The organism is Bradyrhizobium sp. Ken64 (assembly GCF_055807555.1).
Window position 1 is genome coordinate 234398 of the sequence record NZ_JBVVPA010000006.1, and the last position, 16579, is coordinate 250976.

Genomic DNA, 16579 nt, shown 5'->3' on the forward strand with positions numbered 1-16579 from the left:
GGGCGCGTTTTGATTGCTCAGCAGCGTCAATGGTTTGTGTCGGATAACTTCAACAGGATCAGTGGCTTAATCGGTTTCCCTACCGTTTGCCTGCCTTTTCACTTGCCCTTCAAAACCCTCTGAATTAAATCTCAAGTGTTGACGGTTTGTTGACGGTTTCACCAAGGGACAACCGCGAGATTTCATGGCCGAACGCCTTACAAATCGCGGCATCGCCGCCATTAAAGCAGCCGACGCGGACCAGTATTTCTTCGACAGCGAGGTTAGCGGTTTGGCCGTCCGTGTCTACCCGACCGGCGGCAAGACTTTTGTTTTTGATTGGCGCGAGAACGGCAAGCAGCGCCGCACCACCATCGGTAAGCACCCCGCGTGGACCATCGGCAAGGCCCGCACCGCCGCCGGCAAGATGCGTCTCAAGGCCGATACAGGCGAGGTCGTCACACCCGGCCGTGGCAGTCGCGTCGCCGACCTGATCGGCGAATGGGGGCGGGATGAGGATGACAACACGCTGTGGCGCAACGTCGTCAAGCTGACGCGGCGACCAAGCACCGCCAAGAGCTATCTGCGCCTGATCGACAAACACATCCTGCCTGCTTTTGGCAAGGGCGAGCCGAGGGCGATTAGCCGCAACGCCATTGAACAGTGGCACGGCCAGATCGCGAAGAGCGCGCCGATTGAAGCCAACCGCGCGCTGGCGACCTTGTCGGCGTTCATGTCATGGCTGGAGCACGACGAGAAGATCGCTGCCAATCCGTGCAAGCGGGTGCGCCGCCGGACCGAGAACCAGCGCCATCTGTTTCTCGATGCCGACGAGATCACAGCCGCCCATGCCGCGCTCGATGCAGACGGTACCCGCAACGCTGCGTTGGCGCTCAGGATGGCGCTTCTCACCGGATGCCGCATTGGTGAGGTGTTGCTGATCGAGCCTGCCCAGATCGACGCCAAGCGTCGGATCTGGATCAAGCCAAGCGCACACACCAAGCAAAAGAAAACACACATTGTGCCGCTACAGGCCGAAGTGCTGCCCATCGCCAGGGAGCTGTTGCGCATTGGGCTACCTGATTACGACGCCTGTCGTCGTGCTTGGGATCGCGCAAAAGCGATCATTGGCCGCCCTGACGTGCGCATCCACGACCTCCGGCACAGCCGCGCCAGTGCGCTCGCCCGTGGCGGCGCGTCGCTGATGCAGATCGGCAAGGTGCTCGGCCACACTGCACCGGCAACGACAGCGCGCTATTCGCATCTGGTTGACCGCGATCTGGTCGATCTGGTCGAGCGTTCGTAAATGACGGCCAAGAAACGCGGGCGACCGGCGTCATCGATTGATGAGGCCGTTACGTTCGGTCGTATGGTCGAGCGTGAGCGCGGGCGCGATTCCATGAAGCGCCACGGAAACCTTGAATTGGCATTCTTTCGTGTGCATCGGCGTAACGCCAAGCGGTGGGGGTCACTCTCGAAAATGTATCGCCTCTGGCGAGCATTCAATCAGGATAAGGCCCGTCGCCGCGACCGCGAGTTAGAGAACCGTCTGAGGAAAATTGAATGGATGATCGGGCACATTGATAAAGCAACCGATCAATTGAGCGCAGCCGAAGAGAAATTGTTCCGAAAAATCGAGAGCGCGTTCCAGCGACAGACCCCATTATCGACAGGGAAGCTCGGTTTCTACGAATACAACATTTTCAAACTCTATGACCTTATTGTAGATCCAGAGGACCTGCCGATTAAATGACAGTAGATTCCGGCTATTAATGACAGTCGATTTTGGGGCATTTGAGTAGGGCGCTTCAAGCAAGTGGAGTTGTCCCGATGAGCAAACCCCGCGATCCTCCGCCGCCCGGATATCTACTGGCTGAGCTTGGCTACTTCGATGAAATCGAAGCTGCGGCTGCCATCGATGTTCAGCCCAAAACTCTCATCGAATATCGCAAGCAAGGCGTCGGCCCCGATTACGCCGAGGTGGCCCGCCGTATCATTTATTCTAAACAAGCGCTCACAAGGTGGCTTAAGGCTGGCGGCACAAAGGGACGCGCAACATGACGCTTATTTAAGAACGAAACCGCCCGGTAGCGGGCGCCACCGAGCGGAGACTGTCAGGCAGCGCGAGTAGGATGTCGGAAGCTTCCTACTATCACGCGAACGGTCCCTTCTCAATAGGCACCCGGTGCCGCGCTCCTTCCAGTGTGGAGTCTGCGCCCATGTTCGAGACCAAGAGCGGCCTCATCTTCCGCGACGATTTTCCCGACGACGCACCGTGGCGCGACATCGACGCGCGGATCGTCACGGTCTGCCCGTGTTCGATGAGCCCGGACAACGGCGCCTGTTCACGGCGCCGGCCACGGGCACGACGCCGCCGCTCCCGTTCCCGTAGCGGTACGATCAAGGGGCGCAGCAGCGATCCCGCTGGCGACGGCCCTAGTCCCGACAGTACCAGCCTGCGGAGGACGTTGTCATGAACGGCCAACGTCCAGCCATCCGTGAAAAGGCCAAGCTCAATCTGCTGACGGCCACACTGGATACCGCGTTCGTGCGCGGGCTGATCGTCTACGACGACAAGCTCCGGTTTTTTGAATTCGAGATCGTCGGCTTGCCCGTGATCGCCGCCGTCAGGACCGATAATGACGAGATCTTCGTCTCGGTTGTCGTCTCGCCGACTGCGCTCGGCCGCCGGCACAATTGCGCCGTGGTCTCACACGCCAAGATCCGGGCCAAGATCGGCGATGCGTGCGGTTGCGGCTGGCTCAATAAGCGCACCGGGCGATTCTACGAACTCACGGGCGGCTACCACGCGACGTTTGCCGCCACCGAGACGCTCGCCGGATTGGTGATGACGAAGCAACGTCGAGCCGAACAAAATAAATTCGACATCAGCGTGGCCCAGCGACCATGAGCAAATTCAAGAGAGACGAAGTCGTGAGCGAGCGCAGTCCGCCCGTGAACGTGTCGGCGCTGCGGCTCAACTTGCTGCGCGGTGGTTACACACCGTTGCCGGCGTTCGGCAAGAAGCCTTCGGCTAACAACTGGTCAGAGCTGAAAGCTGTCACTGCGGATCAACTGAAGCTGTGGGGCAGGACATGGCCCGGTGCGATCAACACCGGCATCCTGACCCGTGACGTGCCCACGCTCGACGTCGATATCCTCAATCCGGAAGCTGCCGAAGCCGTCGAGGCCTTGGTCCGCGAGCGGTTCGAGGAGCTCGGTCACCTCATGGTGCGGATTGGAAAGCCGCCAAAGCGCGCGTATTTTTTTCGGACCGATGCGCCGTTCAAGAAGATCATCATCAACTTCGCTGGCACCGAGGAGAAGATCGAGTTTCTCGGTGACGGTCAGCAGGTCATCGTCGATGGCGTCCATCCGGACACCGAGAAAGCTTACGCTTGGTTCGGCGGCGAGCCCGACAAGGTGAAGCGCTCGGAGCTGCCGCCGATCACGGAAGCTGAAGCCGGCGAGCTGATGGAAGCCGCCGCGGAATTGCTGGTAACCGAATTCGGCTATGTTCGCAGCAGTGGCCGAAAGAAGTCAAACGGCCTCAACGGTTCTGACATCGATCCTCACGGATCCGAAGACTGGCATTTTCTGATCGCTCGCATTCTCGCAGGCGAGGAGTTGCACGACAGCTTGCGCGATCTCGCAGCCAAGCTGGTACGATCCGGCATGGGCGGTGGCGCCGCCACCAACATGTTGCGCGGGTTCATGGACAAGTCAGCCGCTGCCCGAGATCAGCGCTGGCTGGACCGTTATGACGATATTCCACGACTGGTCGGCGGCGCGGAGGAACTGATCGCCGACCCCGATCAGGCCCGTCCCGTCAGAGAAAGCAGTATCGATCACCTCAATCGAAAGCACGCGGTGCTGCCGATTGGCGGCAAGACCCGCGTCGTCACGTTCGGCGAGCTGCCCGAATTCCCCGGCCGCACCACCATCGTGATGATGCAGACCATCGACGACTTCAAGGCGCTAATGAACCGCTATCGTCACACCTACAAGAATGCGAAGGGCGAGATCGAGGAAATCCCGCTCGGCAATTACTGGATCACCAATCCGAAGCGCCGCCAGTACGACGAAGGCATGGCATTCATGCCACAGCGCGAAGCGGACACCGGCCCAAAGCTGAATTTGTGGCGCGGCTTCGGCGTCAAACCGGTGAGGGGAGATTGCTCGAAATTTCTCGGCTTCGCCCGTGACGTCGTCTGCAACGGCGTCGAGGAGCACTTCGACTATCTGATCAGGCGCGAGGCTTTCATCGTGCAGAAGCGTACCCGCAGCGAGGTCGCGCTGGCGCTTCAGACCAAGGAGGAAGGCGCAGGAAAGGGTTTCTATGAGCGCACCATGAGCCGGCTGCTCGGCAATCACGCGATGCAGCTCGGCAACGCCGACCACATCACCGGCAAATTCAATCCGCATCTGGAGGTTTTGTTGCGGCTGACGGCCGACGAAGCGCTGTTCGTCGGCGATCCCCGGCATCGCAACGCGCTGTTCGGCCTGATCACCGAACCTGCGTTGACCATCGAGCCGAAGGGCTGCGGCGTCTATGCCGCGCCCAACTATTTGAACATGACCATCCTCAGCAATTCCGAGCATTTCATCCCGATCAGCACCACGGCGCGGCGGTTCTTCGTTCCGACGATGTCAGCAGCGCGCGTTGGAGATCATGCCTATTTCACCGGCTTGCAGGCCGAGCTCGACAATGGCGGGTACGAGGCGTTGCTGCACCATCTGCTGTACGACATCGACCTCACCGGCTTCAACGTGCGCCGAGTGCCGCAGACCGAAGCGCTGCGACAACAGCGCGACCAGAGCCTGTCGCCGCTTGATGCATGGTGGTGCGAGCTGCTGGAGAGCGGCACGTTGCGCGGATCAGATCCGCGCTATCCCCATCGCGCGGTCTGCAATGCGTATGTCCGGATCGTCGAGGTCGAGACGGTGACCTACAGCACGACGGTCAGCAAGCAACCGCGGACCTTCACCCAGCTTGGCATCTTCGATCAGGCACGACAGATCGAGCCGCGGCTGCGCAACTACACCAGCGATCATATGCTCGGTCGCTTCCTGAAGGAGAAGGGGTGTAGCAACACCAGGAAGGTGATGCGCCGACAAGGCTGGAGCTTTCCGCCGCTGAGCGAGTGCCGGGCCGCATGGGAAGCGCTCTATCCGGGATGGACGTGGCGCAATCCCGATCTCGCGGAATGGCAACCGGAGCACACCGATTTCGAGGACTTTGCCGAGCTGAAGCATCTGGAGGCCGAGGACGTGCTGACGGCACTGCGACGGAGGAAGGCCGAGGAGGTGGACGACGAAGAGGATGACTAATAGTCCCCAAAATCGTGTTCGGCTTTGGGGGGACATGCGCGGGTGAAGGCGAACACTCCAACCCCTTGATCCATCACCAGTGTTCTATTGTTCTACTTGTTCTACTTAAAAATAAGAATAGCAGCCAAAGGAAGCTGGCGGTCTTTGGATGGGGTCTCCGGGGCTGGCGGTTTTTGGAGCCGAACAAGCCGAACTCGTGAACATCTCAATGATTTCAACGAAAAGGTCAGAACGAATGGTCTCTCAGCTGAACATTTTAGGCGGTAGTCGCACATTTTTCGGTGGTCGGGTGTAGCTTCCACGGGTCGGAGGAACCGCCGATGCCGCCAGACACCATCATCCTGACCGCGTTACAGGCCGAACCCGACGGCTTGCGGCGGTCGGAGATCAGCGCGCTGTTCAATCGCAACCGCAGCGCCGCCGAGATCCGGGACTCACTCCAGCTGCTTGCAGCGGCCCGAGAGGCCTATGCGGAGCGCGGTCTGACGACACCACGCGGTGGCAGGCCGTGCGAGGTCTGACGCCCGACGATCCCGGCGGAGTTACGAAAAAACCCCGAGCTCGAACCGGTGCTGGACGAATGACCGGACCGGTGTAGGTTCGGAAGGTACCGAATTCCCCCAAGCATAGCGGGAGCATCCTTTTGCCACGGAAAGCCAAAGCGGAGGCTCTCTCTCCACTGAATCCGCATCATACGCAGCGGCTGGACAGTTTCCGGGCGATCCGGATCGAGCAAAGCCGGCTTTATCGGGCTGTTGTTCGTGGTCGGTTGCCGTCCGAGGAAGCGACCAGGTTGTTTTTCTGCCTGCGCGAGATCCGCGGCACGCTCGAAAGTGAACTCGCGGTCGCACCGCCGGCTGAGACTGCCGGTCCGCTGGTGGTCAACATCACCAGCGCGCCGGCCAGTGAATCGCGCGAACCGCAGTTGCTGGAATATCGCCCGACGTCACCCGAGCCGGCGCCGGTCATCGAAGAGCCGGAACTCTCGCGCGAGCTCGAGCCGGTCGAAGAGGTCGCGACGTCGTTCGACCAGCCGGAAGAAGAGCCGCTTTATTTGCGGCGATTGCGCGAGCAGCGCGCACCGATGCGAGGGCCGTCGCCGATTCCGCCGAAAAGATTCCCGCGGGGAATGTAGCTCAGCCGATCTGTTCGAGTAGCCGCGACACTTGCTGTGCATTCCACGTTCCACCGCGCGCGGTCGAGATGCCTTCAGCATTGAGTCCCGCTGCGATGGCCCGCAGCGACGTAGCGCCGGCCGCCTGTAGCTTGCGCACGGCTGGCGCCAGATCCGCAGCCCGCGCCGCGACGCGCGCCTGAATCGCCTCCTGTGCAGCCTTATGCGCGCGCCGAGACGGCACCTGACCACGATCACCACCGAGTTGCTTTTTCGAGCGGGCCAGTGCTGCCTTCGTCCGCGAACTGATGAAGTCGGCTTCCAGCTGTGCGACCGCCGCCATCTGGTTCAACATGAATCGGCCGGTGGCCCCTTCGATCTGCGGCAGATCGGCAAAGCGGACATCGACTCCGGCTTCCAATAAGCGGCTCAAGAACGCCACCGAGCGGGTTAAGCGGTCGACCTTGGACACCACCAGCGGACACCGATGCAGACGCGCTGCGGCCAGCGCTGCATCGAGCTGCGGCCGATCAGAACGCTTGCCGGTCTCGACCTCGACGTGCTCGGAGACGATCCGCCACTTGCCACCGTTCAAATAATTTGTAACGGCCTCACGCTGCGCAGCCAGACCGAGCCCGCTTCGGCCCTGTCGCTTGGTGCTGACTCGGAAATACGCAATAAATTTGCCGTGCGACGTCATCTCAGTACCTCTACTCATCACCGTAACAAATCGGTCAACGAACGTTGACGAGTATGTGACGCTTGATTGAAGCGAGGTCAACCGGTTTCGAACACCACTGACCACCAGGGGGGAGGGGTGTTTACCTCCGGGCCTCGAACTTCGCGAGGGCGGCACCGAGTTCAGACATTTATCCAAAATCCGCTACTCAACCTGCAATAAACGCCAAAATAAAGCACAATCTCCAGCCAAACCCGGAAATCCCGCGGAGTTTTTCGCCGAAAATCGACCGGGGAACCGGCTCTCCCAAGCTTTCCCGCAGCCCCTCGAGCATTGGCCGCTGTCCGATAGCGGCCAGCCCGGCCGACGCACCCAGCCGCCCCGCTGACGATCTGGCGGTCGGTCCGGCGCTGGGGCTGCCAGCCCGGCGGCATTTGAAACCTCAGCCCGGCAGTCACGTACGTTGAAGGGCTGGGGTACCTTGCCATTTCGCGGGGCCAGTGCGTGAGCAACGTCCGCCGGCCAATCATTGCGGCCGCGCGGGCGTTGTGCGCTCGGAGCGCGGCGGCTTTCCGTCCTGGTGTACGATCTGGTCCGAGCCGCAGGCGTCCCGAACGGATTGGCACTGGCCTGTTTCCGACGCTAGTTGCCTAGTTTGCTTTTCGCAGTGGCTTAAGTTCACTTTTGGGCTGTTCAGATCGAGTTCTTAACCTAGACCTATGGAACAACCCGGTGGAACTCCGCCATGCACACAGACCAGCAATTTGACACGCATCCGGTCGTGCAGCCTCAGTTCGGCAGCAAGCAAATGTCGGCGGAAATGATTCGCCGGTCTGAGGAGCAGATTGCAGCATCGATAGCGCTGCTTCAAAGCCGCCCCCCCAAGATGTGGCATCTAGAGCAACTCGAAGGAATAGAAACCCCGCCCACTGTTCCCGCGTTCGGGTTCGATGGCGGAGCAAGCGACTAAACTGACGCCGGTTTGTGCGGCGTGCAGTAAGCAAATGACGTTTGTTGACGCGATTGGCTCACCCGAGGGGCCGATTGTTATCTTCCGTTGCCCCGACTGTAAAAAGCTCCTTTGGGAAAAGCCGCGCCGAGACAAGACCTAAGGTCGCCTCAGGGGGACCGTAGTTCTCCGACTAGAGACAAAACCCCGCATAGTTCTCCCACCGTGAACACGTTCCGCCATGTGGGTAAGGCCGCCTCAGTGGGCGGGCTCTGACATTCGGGACATTCCCGTTTGATAGAAACCCCGACCTCGACTGTACCCCGAGCTCGAAACTGACAGTTGCCAGGGCAACGATCCGGGCTGATTGTTGCGCGAACCGTGGAGGTTCGCCCATGTCCCGCCGCAAAGTCCTCCGGGCCCGCACGCCGAGCGGTCGCATCTCCACCGCCGGCACCAGCGAGATGCTGCCGCCCGGCGAGGTCCGCCGCCTCGTTGACGCGGCCGAGATCGGCTTGCGCAGCGCGGAATGGGCAACCATCGCCGGCCGGCTGCTGCTTGCCGGCAAGATTTCGCAGGGGGAGTATTCCGCGGGCCGTAGATGGGCCGAGCTCACGGCCAGCTACTCCGTCGCGACGCAGGCGCCGCAGGGACCGCGCACCGTCGCGCTCGATAAAGCAGGCGGCTCGCCGCTCGATCCGGATTCCCCCGCAGGCATCCGGGAGGCCAGACGCCACGAGCGCGCCAGCGCCGCCTTCATCGCCGGCAAACACGCCTTGAAGACCGCGGGCCGCTGCGCCGAGTCCGCCGTCGACCAGATCGTCGTCCGCGACTATGTCCCGACCGGACTTGCCGAGCTCGAATGCCTGCGCACCGGCTTACAGGCACTGGCAGCGCTCTGGAGGACGAAGGCGAAGACTAAGCGGTGAAGTGCTAGGCTACAGGCTCCCGGTGTTGCACCCATCGGCCCCGGTCAGGAGGCGGGAGGCCGGACGAGTGAAGGCGTCCGGCTTCCTCGCCCTAAAAGGACGGAGACAAACGATGACGCAGCGGATTCATATGGCCGGCGAATTCCTCACAGGCGTCGCGCACCCGGCCGACGATCCGCGCCGCAGCCAGATCAAGAAAGGCATGCGCCTGACCTCGAGCCCGATCATCAAGCGTCGTTCGCGGGATCTGCCAACCGGGACCGCGCTCGAGCAGGCGGTCGCCGAGATCGCGGGTCGGCTGAGGACGGCGAGGCTCAACCTGACGAAGCGGAAATGACGATGCTGCGCGGGTACCAGTTGAAAATCGAGCTCGCCGAACTGTGCAAGCGACACCGCGTGCAACCAGTCGCGCGTCCGTCGCTGCCGCCGCTCGAGCCCGTCACCGGTCCGCAACTCATCACCGGATTCGCGTCGACCGTCGACGCCGATTCGGATCGGATGGCCTTTTGTAAGGGTGCACTCAGTTGGCCAAGGCTCGAGACATTGCCGTTGCTCGTCCGGCACGATGCCGCTCGCCCGGCCGGCCGGATCCTCGAGCTCACCGAGGACGACCGCGGCCGGCTCGCCATCAAGGCCGAAGTCAACGACCTCGAGGCTTGCCGCATGGGCGGGCTTTCGATCAGCGCGACCGTCCTCGAGGCTGAGATCGTCTATCCCGACAGCCCATCGGGATTCCACGCACTGATCCGCCGTGCCGTCATCACCGAAATCTCTCTGACGCCGTCGCCTGCCAACGCCAACGCGGTCGTCCTCAACCGGCGCGACATGAATTCCGCTCAAGCGGAATTGAGCTCGCACGATGCTCTGCTGGCATCGATTGGGCGCCTCCGCGACGGATTGGAGGTGTTCGTCAGCAACACCGTGAAGGCCCCGACACCGCCACCGCCGCCTCAGCTAACGATTGCCGCAGCGCCGGCCTACATCATCGGAACGTTGCCCGCCGCGCGCCTGAAGCGGCAACCGACGTCTTTCTCGACGCTGGTCGCGAGACTCCCGACCGGAGGCGACGATCATGTCCGCTGATCTCATCGCCACCGTCAAACGACGATTGGTCTACGCACTGTCGCCGGAAGTCGCCAACGCAGCCGGCATCGACGTCGCCAGACAGCAGGTCGCGCTCGGTTTTGACCGTCTCACCGACAAGCAATACGTCGCCATCGCGCGTGTTCTCGGCATCAAAGGAGATCCCAAGCCATGAGTATGTTCGCCAAGAAAGCTGAAGAGGCCCCGATCACCGGGACCATGATCCTGCGCCGGACCTTGGAAGCCCGCGCCCGCAGGCGCGCGTTGTCGGTGTTTGCGCGCGACATCAACGAGCTCCTCGATCAGGACAGCAACAGGACCGCCGCGCTCGGTATCGCCCGCCGCATGGCCGGCGACGACGCTGACGATGCCACTACTGCCGCGCTCGCCAAGAGCTTTGCTGGCAATCTTCCGGACCACAGCGGACCGCGGGTCAACTCCAGCGATCTGGAAAACTTCATCGCCGGCCACGATCTTCCTGCGGCGATCAAGCACCCCTTGACCAAAGTGCTGGACATCAGCGCCGAATTCGACGCCGAACAGGATCTGCTTCGGTCCAAAAACCGCGAGCCTGTGCGATCTTATGTCTGCCCCGACCCGTGGCAGCGCGGCCCAAACGATTACGATGCCGAGGCCGTCGCCAAGGCCACCGTCACCGGCCCGCAGCCGGTCAAGCCGAAGCCGACAACCGTCACGCGGTCACGTCCGGGTTGGGCTGGAGAGTTCTTTGCGATGCCGGTCCCGCAGGAGGTCGAGCGCGAGACGCCGCCCGAGAAGCGTTTCGTGCGCGTGCGCGAAGCCTGACGGGGATTTTTCCGAATTCGCCGGCGCGTGTGGCCGAAGCCGACGAGCGCCTCTGCCGCCGTGATTTCGGTGTCGCTGCAAACCGAGCGAAATTTCTTTCGGCGGCAGCCGCCGTCCCGCTGCTAGTTGTAATGCAGGTATTTTCATACGCCTGCTTCAGGTCGACCGGTCCGAAAGGCACGAAGATTGCGAGCTGTTAACTGAAATCTAATGGGTAAGGACCATCGTCTCGGTATGAGAGTTGCAGGCGCCATTATCGTCGCTCTCCTCGCGCTTAATTTCGTGGACGAGCAATATAACCATGGCCGCTACTCACGAGCGGCGACTACCATGCTGTCCCACATCACTCGATCATTTAGCTGACCGGTCATGGTGCTCGAGGGACCGATGAGCGCCACCGATGAGCTGCGACGACGTGAACGTGCAATTATTGCCGAGCTAGACGCGCTCGTTCGCGTACTGCCGCCTTCACGACCGCTCTACAGCAGAGATCTCGCGGAGCAAATCGGTACATCCGTGCGCAAGTTGCACTCGGCCTCAGTCTCCGTGCTTGGCATGAGCTTGCATGCTTACCTTCGTTCGCGAAGGCTCTCGAATGTGCGGCTTCAACTTTCGACGGGCGCGTGTAGCGTCAAGGCGGTGGCACTCGCCAACGGCTTCTGGCACCTGGGCGATTTCTCGCGCATCTACCGTCGCGCCTTTCGTGAACTACCTTCCCAAACTCTTGCTAGGGCCAAGCAAAACAACCAATTCCAGTGATCGCCACGCGCCTGTCCCGAGGAAAGCAAACTGACGCTGGTCTCGCTTTGGTCTCCCATCAGTTTCGAGACAGCATAGTCGCGACGGTGGGAATCAGGAAACGCCGAGATCTCGGCGTCTATTCAAACGGACGCGTTCGGATCAGGCGGGCTCGGTGGCGTAAGCCCGTATTCCGCTGCCCGGTTGGCCGCGAGCTTCCGGTAGGCGCGTGCTTGGGTTAACAATTGGTCTTTGAAGCGGGTGTCGGCCTCGCCCAAAGCCAGCTGTTCTAGCTGAAGTGCTCGTTCGAGGTATTCGGTTAACAATTTCACGAAGAGTAAACTTTCTCGCTCGGCTTCATAGGCTGGCGCAACAAAGCCGAAGACGCACCGGCACCGGCTATTAACGCAGGATCGGAACTTGCGTTCCGTAGCCGGAACGATGTAGGACTCGCGCAAAACGTGCTCGGGGGTAGTGTTATGGCGTCCGTGCTTCTGATCGAGGATGAAGCGCTCATACGCATGATGATGGCGGATATGTTGGTCGAGCTAGGTCATAGCGTCGCTGGTGAGGCTAATGATTTGCAAGATGGGCTTTTGCTCGCCTCCATGCCGGGCATTGATGCCGCCATTCTCGATATACAGCTTGGAGCACATAGCTCTGCTCCCATCGCAGAAGTGCTGCAAAGCAACGGCGTTCCGTTTGCCTTTGCGAGCGGATATGGGGCGGGCGGCGTGCCTGAAGGATTTAAGGGTTATCCGGTCCTCGAAAAGCCGTTCCCAATCGAGGAGCTTGAGCGCTGTCTAGCGTCTCTGTTGCGCTAACAAACGGGAAGCCATCACGCCACCGCTCAAGGGGCGCCCGCATCCGCGACAAGGATACCGACCTGTTAGCTGCGCTTTTTGATGTTCCACAAAGATACGCCGCCGGGCTCGAAATGAAGCGTCCCGGCGGCGCCCTGTACCGAACTGGGGACCAGCAATCCCAGTCACCAATCGATGTGCAATGCCTGTGCCAAAGAGACGTGACATAGCGGCAAAGCGAAACGACCTCAGCTCCGGGGGGCAAGGCGAGAAGCTGAGGCCGTTTGTACTTGTTTTGACGTTGGGGAAACGTCGTCGGGACAATGGGGCAACGTGGCGAATGTTCCTTGGTGGGACTGCGCAACATTCGGCGGCAAGGCCCCTGCTTTGGGCTTAGCGGGGGAACCATCTGATCATTTGTCAATTGGGAACCGCGTACACCCGCAGCGGGGCGGCCCATGTGTGAGAAGTGCATCGATCTCAACAAGAAGATCGAACGATACCGCGAGATGGCTTCTCGCGTGAACGACCAGATAGCCGCTACCGGAATCGCCCAACTCGTCGCCGACCTGATCGCAAGGAAGGCTGAACTACACCCCGAGACCAAAGAGTAAGGCCGCCAAAGCAGGCGGCTCTCTTGCTGGCGGTGGGCCTCTGGCCCAAAGTATCCTACTTCAATTTAGGAGCGCCCCTTTGCGCCGCTAACGCTTGCGCACCAGCAAAGTCCAGACAGGCGATGCGCCGTCCCAGCCGCGAAGGCGCCCCGACAGCCGCACCTTCAACCCGGCTTCCGTGATCCGTTCGACAACAAGATGCAGCGCGATCACGTCGCCCTCTGACAGCTCCACACAGCCACGCTTCCGCGACCACACCGCGCCCGGAAAGCGAAACAAGTTCGCCTTCAGCCATCGGCCGCTGCGCTCCGACAGCGGTTGTAAGTCGACCTGAGCGCCGGCCCTAGGCCGCAGCGTGACATCTGCCCGTCGCAGCCAATTCGGAATCCAGCCCATGCGAAATGACTAGCCGATACTTTTCACGTTTGTCTATGCTTCGTCCGTCTGAATGGATTCGCCGCTCTGTCAGACGCCAAACGAGCGAGTTATCTGCTTCGTCATGACCAGAACCGCGTCAGTGTACTTTCCGTTTGACACTTGATGATCGCACAACGCCAAAAAAAGCAGTGCGAAAGCAGCAATCATGCATCCTTTGAGCATCGGCCTCTCCCATGAAGAGACTGCCAACCGAGCAGGTCCTAGATGATAACTGGCGGAAACGGAGTCGCTGCCGCGACGCGTTGCAATGCTCAAGACGTTGGCAATGACTTATTAAGTTTCCGTAAAATCAGAAGTGGAGCGGCAAGCGCCTTGCGCCCGGAAATGATAATCATCGGGGGGCAGTGATGAGGGCCTAGGCTCCACGCCAGACGTGCAACACGCCTTCGCGAAAGCCGCCGACGAAATGATCTGACAGGTCCGCTGGCAGCATCTGGCTAAGGTCATCGAATGAGCCGCTCACCATGGTGGCCAGCTCGTGTGCCGAAGCGTGCTCCGCCCACCGCCGGCCCAACTCCAAACCACGTTGCCGTTCGGCCTCAGCGTCCATCGTCTTGAGCTATCCCGCGTTGACCGGCCCCGGCGAAGCTGGCCGCGCCGGGGCCTTCGACGCTCTCGCCAATCGTCGGAAGCTTGGGGGCTTTAAAGACTGGCAAGGCGCCACCTTAGACAAACAGAATGCCCGTATTTGGCTACTGCACTTTGTGCCAATGCCGGTGGCTCGCGCGGGCAGCCAACACAACTGACGCTGGCGGCACTTGCTTCGGAATCGTCAGAAGGACCACCACGGTAGCAAGCAACTGGCGGCTCCAATATCAGCGCAAGCAAGAGACGGTGTGCGGCCTTTCGGGCACCCATCAAGCCCGTGAGTGGCTCAAGCTTTCGATTTGATCCGTTTGTTCAAAAAGGTAAAACGAGATTCGACCGATGCTTGGCTGCGACCGAGGGCTTTCGCGATCTCTCTGAATGAGACTCCGCTCTCGCGCATCTGCAAGAGCTGATCTTCGTCCTGTTTCAACCAAATGGTAGAAGTTTTAGGAACTCCGGTCGTACGGACCATTTCCGCGCCCCGTTTTTGTTTTTGGGCAACGTCCAGAAGTGGGCGGCCAATAAGGCAAATTAGGGCAGCTGCGGGTTCAAAAACAACCTCCTGCAAGTTGGGTTAATGTCCGATCACACGCCGCTCAGTCCAGCAAGTTTCTCCGGCTTCTAATTGCAGTATCTCTCACTGCTTAGCGGTCAGTTTATCTCTCCTCCGGCTCACTCCAGTGCCAGCTCCCGCATCAGCCGCTGCACTTCGCGTTCACGGTCGCGAGGCTCCAGCAACCGCATCGCCGCTAGATATGGCCGGCGCAGATACTGAAGCTTGTCGGAGTCGAGCTCGCCGGGCTCCAGTCGGCTGATGTGCGGCGGCAGCGACACCGCCTGCGAGGCTTGCTCGGCATCTTCGATGGCCCATTGCCCGCGCAGGATCTTGCGCGCCGCAGCGCGCGCATCCACCCCAAATCTATATGGTGCAGACATTTCCGCTGCTTTCTCCGCTTTGCGCATCTCGGCGTCACGCATGCATTGCTGCTCATACGTTCGCGCGTTGTGGCGAAGCTTCGGTTGTTTCCGGACAGTCATATTTCTCGGCGGTGCCCGCCGCCAGGAAGCATGAGAGCGCAGCCTCGATCAGCATCGTAGATGTTGCCTTGGATCGAATTGCTCACCTTCAGGTTCGGGCGCTTCCAGCCATCGGCTCTCAGGACATTGCCATTGGTCAGGTCGACGAAGCGGAAAACTGATCTGACCTGTTCGCCAAATTGGTCTCGTCTGGTGAAAATCCGCGCGTAGCGTTCCTTGACCTCGTACCCTAGATCCAGTTGCGCTGTTTCCCGTGCCTTCTCTACGAAGGCAATCAGATCAGCATCGGTCACTTTATTTGACGGCTTCTCGGTCATTGCTGTTCCCTCCACGTCGTCATCAATGTCTCACCACCGCCACGCGCAGCGTGTAGTCATCCGGGCGCCGCGGCAGGAACGGGATTTGATCGGCGAGCTTGTGCAAGACCTTGGTGGGGTCAGTGAAGCACGACGCGACCACGCCGGTGGCGATGCGGCCCTGCTCGATCATGTCGGTGTTCTTGACCTCATCGGCCGGCAGCACGGTGCGAACGTCATAGAACGTGCCGTTGATCGGCTGACCGTCCAGCAGCAGCTTCCGCGAATGCTTCAGGGAGCCGACCACCAGCGTGTCATCGAAGTGCAGGCAGAGCTGGCCCATGAAGTGTTTGTCGCTGGCCTTGGTCAGATAGCCGAGCATGCCGATGAAGGCGATCACGCGGGTCGTACCGAGCTTGCTCGGCTCATGACCGCGTTCGTGCAGGCGACCGATAGCGTGCTTTGAGATAAAGGCGAGATCGACATCGCACATCCCGTCATAGCGGCCATTGCGTTCGCACTGGCAGGCATGATGCATGACCTTGATGCCAACTTCCTCGACGCCGATCAGTGGATGCAGATCGACGTTGAAGGTGGCAAGGGCAAGACGGGCCGACCTCGATGCGATCTGGGTGGCCATCCTGAGATGGGTGTGGTTCTCAGGCTCGATACTGTCGAGATAGGCGCTGGCCTTGCGCAGGATGTCCGCCCGCTTGATCGGGCTGCGTGCCTGCGCTACCCGTGCGACCAGCGACATCATGGCATCGCGCCATGTTGTGGTGCCGGGCGAGATGTTACTGGCGTGCAGGGCTTCCAACCGCTTCAGGTCGCGGCAGTAGCGGTCGGCAAAAATGCGGCTGGCACTCGGCATGTCCGACATCATTTCCCTCCAAACAAGCAGCGACCCGGTCGCCCTGTCAGAAGAGACCGGATCGCCTAGACGTCATGCCGGGGCTTTGGGGGCTTGCGGCGCGACGTGTTCGAATTGCTTGGGGGCTCTGCCAGGGCCTGACGTGATCACAATCCGTCCGCGAGCATTTGTAAATTACGCAACCATCGCGTATGCAACCTTGCTTCAGGGCAAAAAGCTGAACCTCGCGAAGAGGATCCAAGGTTCCGTTGGGATCGGAGCTGCAAGAAAATATTTGATCGCCTTTGAGTGGCGCGAGTGAGCCCGTTGAGACCGTTGTTCAGTG

The 16579-nt window shown here is 60.6% G+C and carries 22 protein-coding genes; 16 read left to right on the plus strand and 6 right to left on the minus strand.

Annotation, left to right across the window (positions count from 1 at the left end; translation table 11 throughout):
- Positions 1–184 precede the first annotated feature (184 nt).
- The 8 genes from AC0L2F_RS13465 (at position 185) to AC0L2F_RS13500 (ending at position 6445) form a co-directional block, all read left to right on the plus strand.
- Positions 185–1285 carry a tyrosine-type recombinase/integrase gene (locus tag AC0L2F_RS13465; RefSeq protein WP_473248667.1) on the plus strand — a complete coding sequence of 367 codons (1101 nt, stop codon included), beginning with the start codon at positions 185–187 and terminating at the stop codon, positions 1283–1285.
- Entirely contained in the window at positions 1286–1732 is a 447-nt protein-coding gene (locus AC0L2F_RS13470; RefSeq protein ID WP_473248668.1) for a hypothetical protein, read from the plus strand.
- 77 nt (positions 1733–1809) lie between these two features.
- Complete coding sequence (locus tag AC0L2F_RS13475) at positions 1810–2040, plus strand: hypothetical protein (RefSeq protein WP_473248669.1); 231 nt, start codon at positions 1810–1812, stop codon at positions 2038–2040.
- Positions 2041–2198: 158 nt separating this feature from the next.
- Entirely contained in the window at positions 2199–2456 is a 258-nt protein-coding gene (locus AC0L2F_RS13480) for a hypothetical protein (RefSeq protein WP_473248670.1), read from the plus strand.
- Positions 2453–2890: a hypothetical protein gene (locus AC0L2F_RS13485; RefSeq protein WP_473248671.1), complete on the plus strand. Its 438-nt coding sequence runs from the start codon at positions 2453–2455 to the stop codon at positions 2888–2890. The genes AC0L2F_RS13480 and AC0L2F_RS13485 overlap by 4 nt, the downstream gene beginning before the upstream one ends.
- A 23-nt stretch (positions 2891–2913) precedes the next feature.
- Positions 2914–5310 (plus strand): bifunctional DNA primase/polymerase, encoded by a 2397-nt coding sequence (locus AC0L2F_RS13490; protein WP_473248672.1) that lies wholly within the window; start codon positions 2914–2916, stop codon positions 5308–5310.
- A gap of 320 nt (positions 5311–5630) precedes the next feature.
- Positions 5631–5831: a hypothetical protein gene (locus tag AC0L2F_RS13495; protein WP_473248673.1), complete on the plus strand. Its 201-nt coding sequence runs from the start codon at positions 5631–5633 to the stop codon at positions 5829–5831.
- 272 nt (positions 5832–6103) lie between these two features.
- The gene (locus AC0L2F_RS13500) at positions 6104–6445 is read left to right on the plus strand and encodes a hypothetical protein (RefSeq protein WP_473248674.1); all 342 of its coding nucleotides are present in this window, start codon (positions 6104–6106) and stop codon (positions 6443–6445) included.
- Position 6446: 1 nt separating this feature from the next.
- Here the strand turns inward: AC0L2F_RS13500 and AC0L2F_RS13505 are convergent, their stop codons facing one another.
- Entirely contained in the window at positions 6447–7124 is a 678-nt protein-coding gene (locus AC0L2F_RS13505; protein ID WP_473248675.1) for a recombinase family protein, read from the minus strand.
- Positions 7125–7848: 724 nt separating this feature from the next.
- Between AC0L2F_RS13505 and AC0L2F_RS13510 the strand changes: the two genes are divergently transcribed.
- The 8 genes from AC0L2F_RS13510 to AC0L2F_RS13545 all read left to right on the plus strand — a co-directional run bounded on the left by AC0L2F_RS13510 (position 7849) and on the right by AC0L2F_RS13545 (position 12430).
- Positions 7849–8073 carry a hypothetical protein gene (locus AC0L2F_RS13510; RefSeq protein WP_473248676.1) on the plus strand — a complete coding sequence of 75 codons (225 nt, stop codon included), beginning with the start codon at positions 7849–7851 and terminating at the stop codon, positions 8071–8073.
- 374 nt (positions 8074–8447) lie between these two features.
- Positions 8448–8981, plus strand: a complete 534-nt coding sequence (locus AC0L2F_RS13515; protein ID WP_473248677.1) for a hypothetical protein — start codon at positions 8448–8450, stop codon at positions 8979–8981.
- Positions 8982–9093: 112 nt separating this feature from the next.
- A complete protein-coding gene (locus AC0L2F_RS13520; protein ID WP_473248678.1) occupies positions 9094–9318 on the plus strand; it encodes a hypothetical protein in 225 nt (74 codons plus the stop codon).
- On the plus strand, positions 9315–10064 hold the full coding sequence (locus tag AC0L2F_RS13525; protein WP_473248679.1) for an HK97 family phage prohead protease: 750 nt from the start codon (positions 9315–9317) through the stop codon (positions 10062–10064). Before AC0L2F_RS13520 ends, AC0L2F_RS13525 begins: the two co-directional genes overlap by 4 nt.
- Positions 10054–10239 carry a hypothetical protein gene (locus tag AC0L2F_RS13530; RefSeq protein WP_473248680.1) on the plus strand — a complete coding sequence of 62 codons (186 nt, stop codon included), beginning with the start codon at positions 10054–10056 and terminating at the stop codon, positions 10237–10239. Before AC0L2F_RS13525 ends, AC0L2F_RS13530 begins: the two co-directional genes overlap by 11 nt.
- Positions 10240–10283: 44 nt before the next feature.
- Positions 10284–10868, plus strand: coding sequence for a hypothetical protein (locus tag AC0L2F_RS13535; RefSeq protein WP_473248681.1), 585 nt, complete (start codon positions 10284–10286; stop codon positions 10866–10868).
- Between the two features lie 387 nt (positions 10869–11255).
- A complete protein-coding gene (locus AC0L2F_RS13540; RefSeq protein ID WP_473248682.1) occupies positions 11256–11627 on the plus strand; it encodes a helix-turn-helix transcriptional regulator in 372 nt (123 codons plus the stop codon).
- 458 nt (positions 11628–12085) lie between these two features.
- Positions 12086–12430: a response regulator gene (locus AC0L2F_RS13545; RefSeq protein WP_473248683.1), complete on the plus strand. Its 345-nt coding sequence runs from the start codon at positions 12086–12088 to the stop codon at positions 12428–12430.
- A 680-nt stretch (positions 12431–13110) separates the two neighbouring features.
- Here AC0L2F_RS13545 and AC0L2F_RS13550 read toward each other — a convergent pair.
- The 5 genes from AC0L2F_RS13550 to AC0L2F_RS13570 form a co-directional block, all read right to left on the minus strand.
- Complete coding sequence (locus tag AC0L2F_RS13550; protein ID WP_473248684.1) at positions 13111–13419, minus strand: hypothetical protein; 309 nt, start codon at positions 13417–13419, stop codon at positions 13111–13113.
- 916 nt (positions 13420–14335) lie between these two features.
- Positions 14336–14617 (minus strand): hypothetical protein, encoded by a 282-nt coding sequence (locus AC0L2F_RS13555; protein ID WP_473248685.1) that lies wholly within the window; start codon positions 14615–14617, stop codon positions 14336–14338.
- 104 nt (positions 14618–14721) lie between these two features.
- Positions 14722–15027, minus strand: a complete 306-nt coding sequence (locus tag AC0L2F_RS13560) for a hypothetical protein (RefSeq protein ID WP_473248686.1) — start codon at positions 15025–15027, stop codon at positions 14722–14724.
- A gap of 56 nt (positions 15028–15083) precedes the next feature.
- Positions 15084–15404, minus strand: a complete 321-nt coding sequence (locus tag AC0L2F_RS13565) for a hypothetical protein (RefSeq protein WP_473248687.1) — start codon at positions 15402–15404, stop codon at positions 15084–15086.
- A gap of 22 nt (positions 15405–15426) precedes the next feature.
- The gene (locus AC0L2F_RS13570) at positions 15427–16254 is read right to left on the minus strand and encodes a hypothetical protein (RefSeq protein ID WP_473248688.1); all 828 of its coding nucleotides are present in this window, start codon (positions 16252–16254) and stop codon (positions 15427–15429) included.
- Between the last annotated feature and the right edge of the window lie 325 nt (positions 16255–16579).

What these genes read in the sequence shown, in the direction of transcription:
- AC0L2F_RS13465 (WP_473248667.1), top strand. Translation starts at nt 185, where the DNA reads ATGGCCGAACGCCTTACAAATCGCGGCATCGCCGCCATTAAAGCAGCC.
- AC0L2F_RS13470 (WP_473248668.1), top strand. Translation starts at nt 1,286, where the DNA reads ATGACGGCCAAGAAACGCGGGCGACCGGCGTCATCGATTGATGAGGCC.
- AC0L2F_RS13475 (WP_473248669.1), top strand. Translation starts at nt 1,810, where the DNA reads ATGAGCAAACCCCGCGATCCTCCGCCGCCCGGATATCTACTGGCTGAG.
- AC0L2F_RS13480 (WP_473248670.1), top strand. Translation starts at nt 2,199, where the DNA reads ATGTTCGAGACCAAGAGCGGCCTCATCTTCCGCGACGATTTTCCCGAC.
- AC0L2F_RS13485 (WP_473248671.1), top strand. Translation starts at nt 2,453, where the DNA reads ATGAACGGCCAACGTCCAGCCATCCGTGAAAAGGCCAAGCTCAATCTG.
- AC0L2F_RS13495 (WP_473248673.1), top strand. Translation starts at nt 5,631, where the DNA reads ATGCCGCCAGACACCATCATCCTGACCGCGTTACAGGCCGAACCCGAC.
- AC0L2F_RS13505 (WP_473248675.1), bottom strand. Translation starts at nt 7,124, where the DNA reads ATGACGTCGCACGGCAAATTTATTGCGTATTTCCGAGTCAGCACCAAG.
- AC0L2F_RS13510 (WP_473248676.1), top strand. Translation starts at nt 7,849, where the DNA reads ATGCACACAGACCAGCAATTTGACACGCATCCGGTCGTGCAGCCTCAG.
- AC0L2F_RS13515 (WP_473248677.1), top strand. Translation starts at nt 8,448, where the DNA reads ATGTCCCGCCGCAAAGTCCTCCGGGCCCGCACGCCGAGCGGTCGCATC.
- AC0L2F_RS13520 (WP_473248678.1), top strand. Translation starts at nt 9,094, where the DNA reads ATGACGCAGCGGATTCATATGGCCGGCGAATTCCTCACAGGCGTCGCG.
- AC0L2F_RS13525 (WP_473248679.1), top strand. Translation starts at nt 9,315, where the DNA reads ATGACGATGCTGCGCGGGTACCAGTTGAAAATCGAGCTCGCCGAACTG.
- AC0L2F_RS13530 (WP_473248680.1), top strand. Translation starts at nt 10,054, where the DNA reads ATGTCCGCTGATCTCATCGCCACCGTCAAACGACGATTGGTCTACGCA.
- AC0L2F_RS13535 (WP_473248681.1), top strand. Translation starts at nt 10,284, where the DNA reads ATGATCCTGCGCCGGACCTTGGAAGCCCGCGCCCGCAGGCGCGCGTTG.
- AC0L2F_RS13540 (WP_473248682.1), top strand. Translation starts at nt 11,256, where the DNA reads ATGAGCGCCACCGATGAGCTGCGACGACGTGAACGTGCAATTATTGCC.
- AC0L2F_RS13545 (WP_473248683.1), top strand. Translation starts at nt 12,086, where the DNA reads ATGGCGTCCGTGCTTCTGATCGAGGATGAAGCGCTCATACGCATGATG.
- AC0L2F_RS13550 (WP_473248684.1), bottom strand. Translation starts at nt 13,419, where the DNA reads ATGGGCTGGATTCCGAATTGGCTGCGACGGGCAGATGTCACGCTGCGG.
- AC0L2F_RS13560 (WP_473248686.1), bottom strand. Translation starts at nt 15,027, where the DNA reads ATGCGTGACGCCGAGATGCGCAAAGCGGAGAAAGCAGCGGAAATGTCT.
- AC0L2F_RS13565 (WP_473248687.1), bottom strand. Translation starts at nt 15,404, where the DNA reads ATGACCGAGAAGCCGTCAAATAAAGTGACCGATGCTGATCTGATTGCC.
- AC0L2F_RS13570 (WP_473248688.1), bottom strand. Translation starts at nt 16,254, where the DNA reads ATGCCGAGTGCCAGCCGCATTTTTGCCGACCGCTACTGCCGCGACCTG.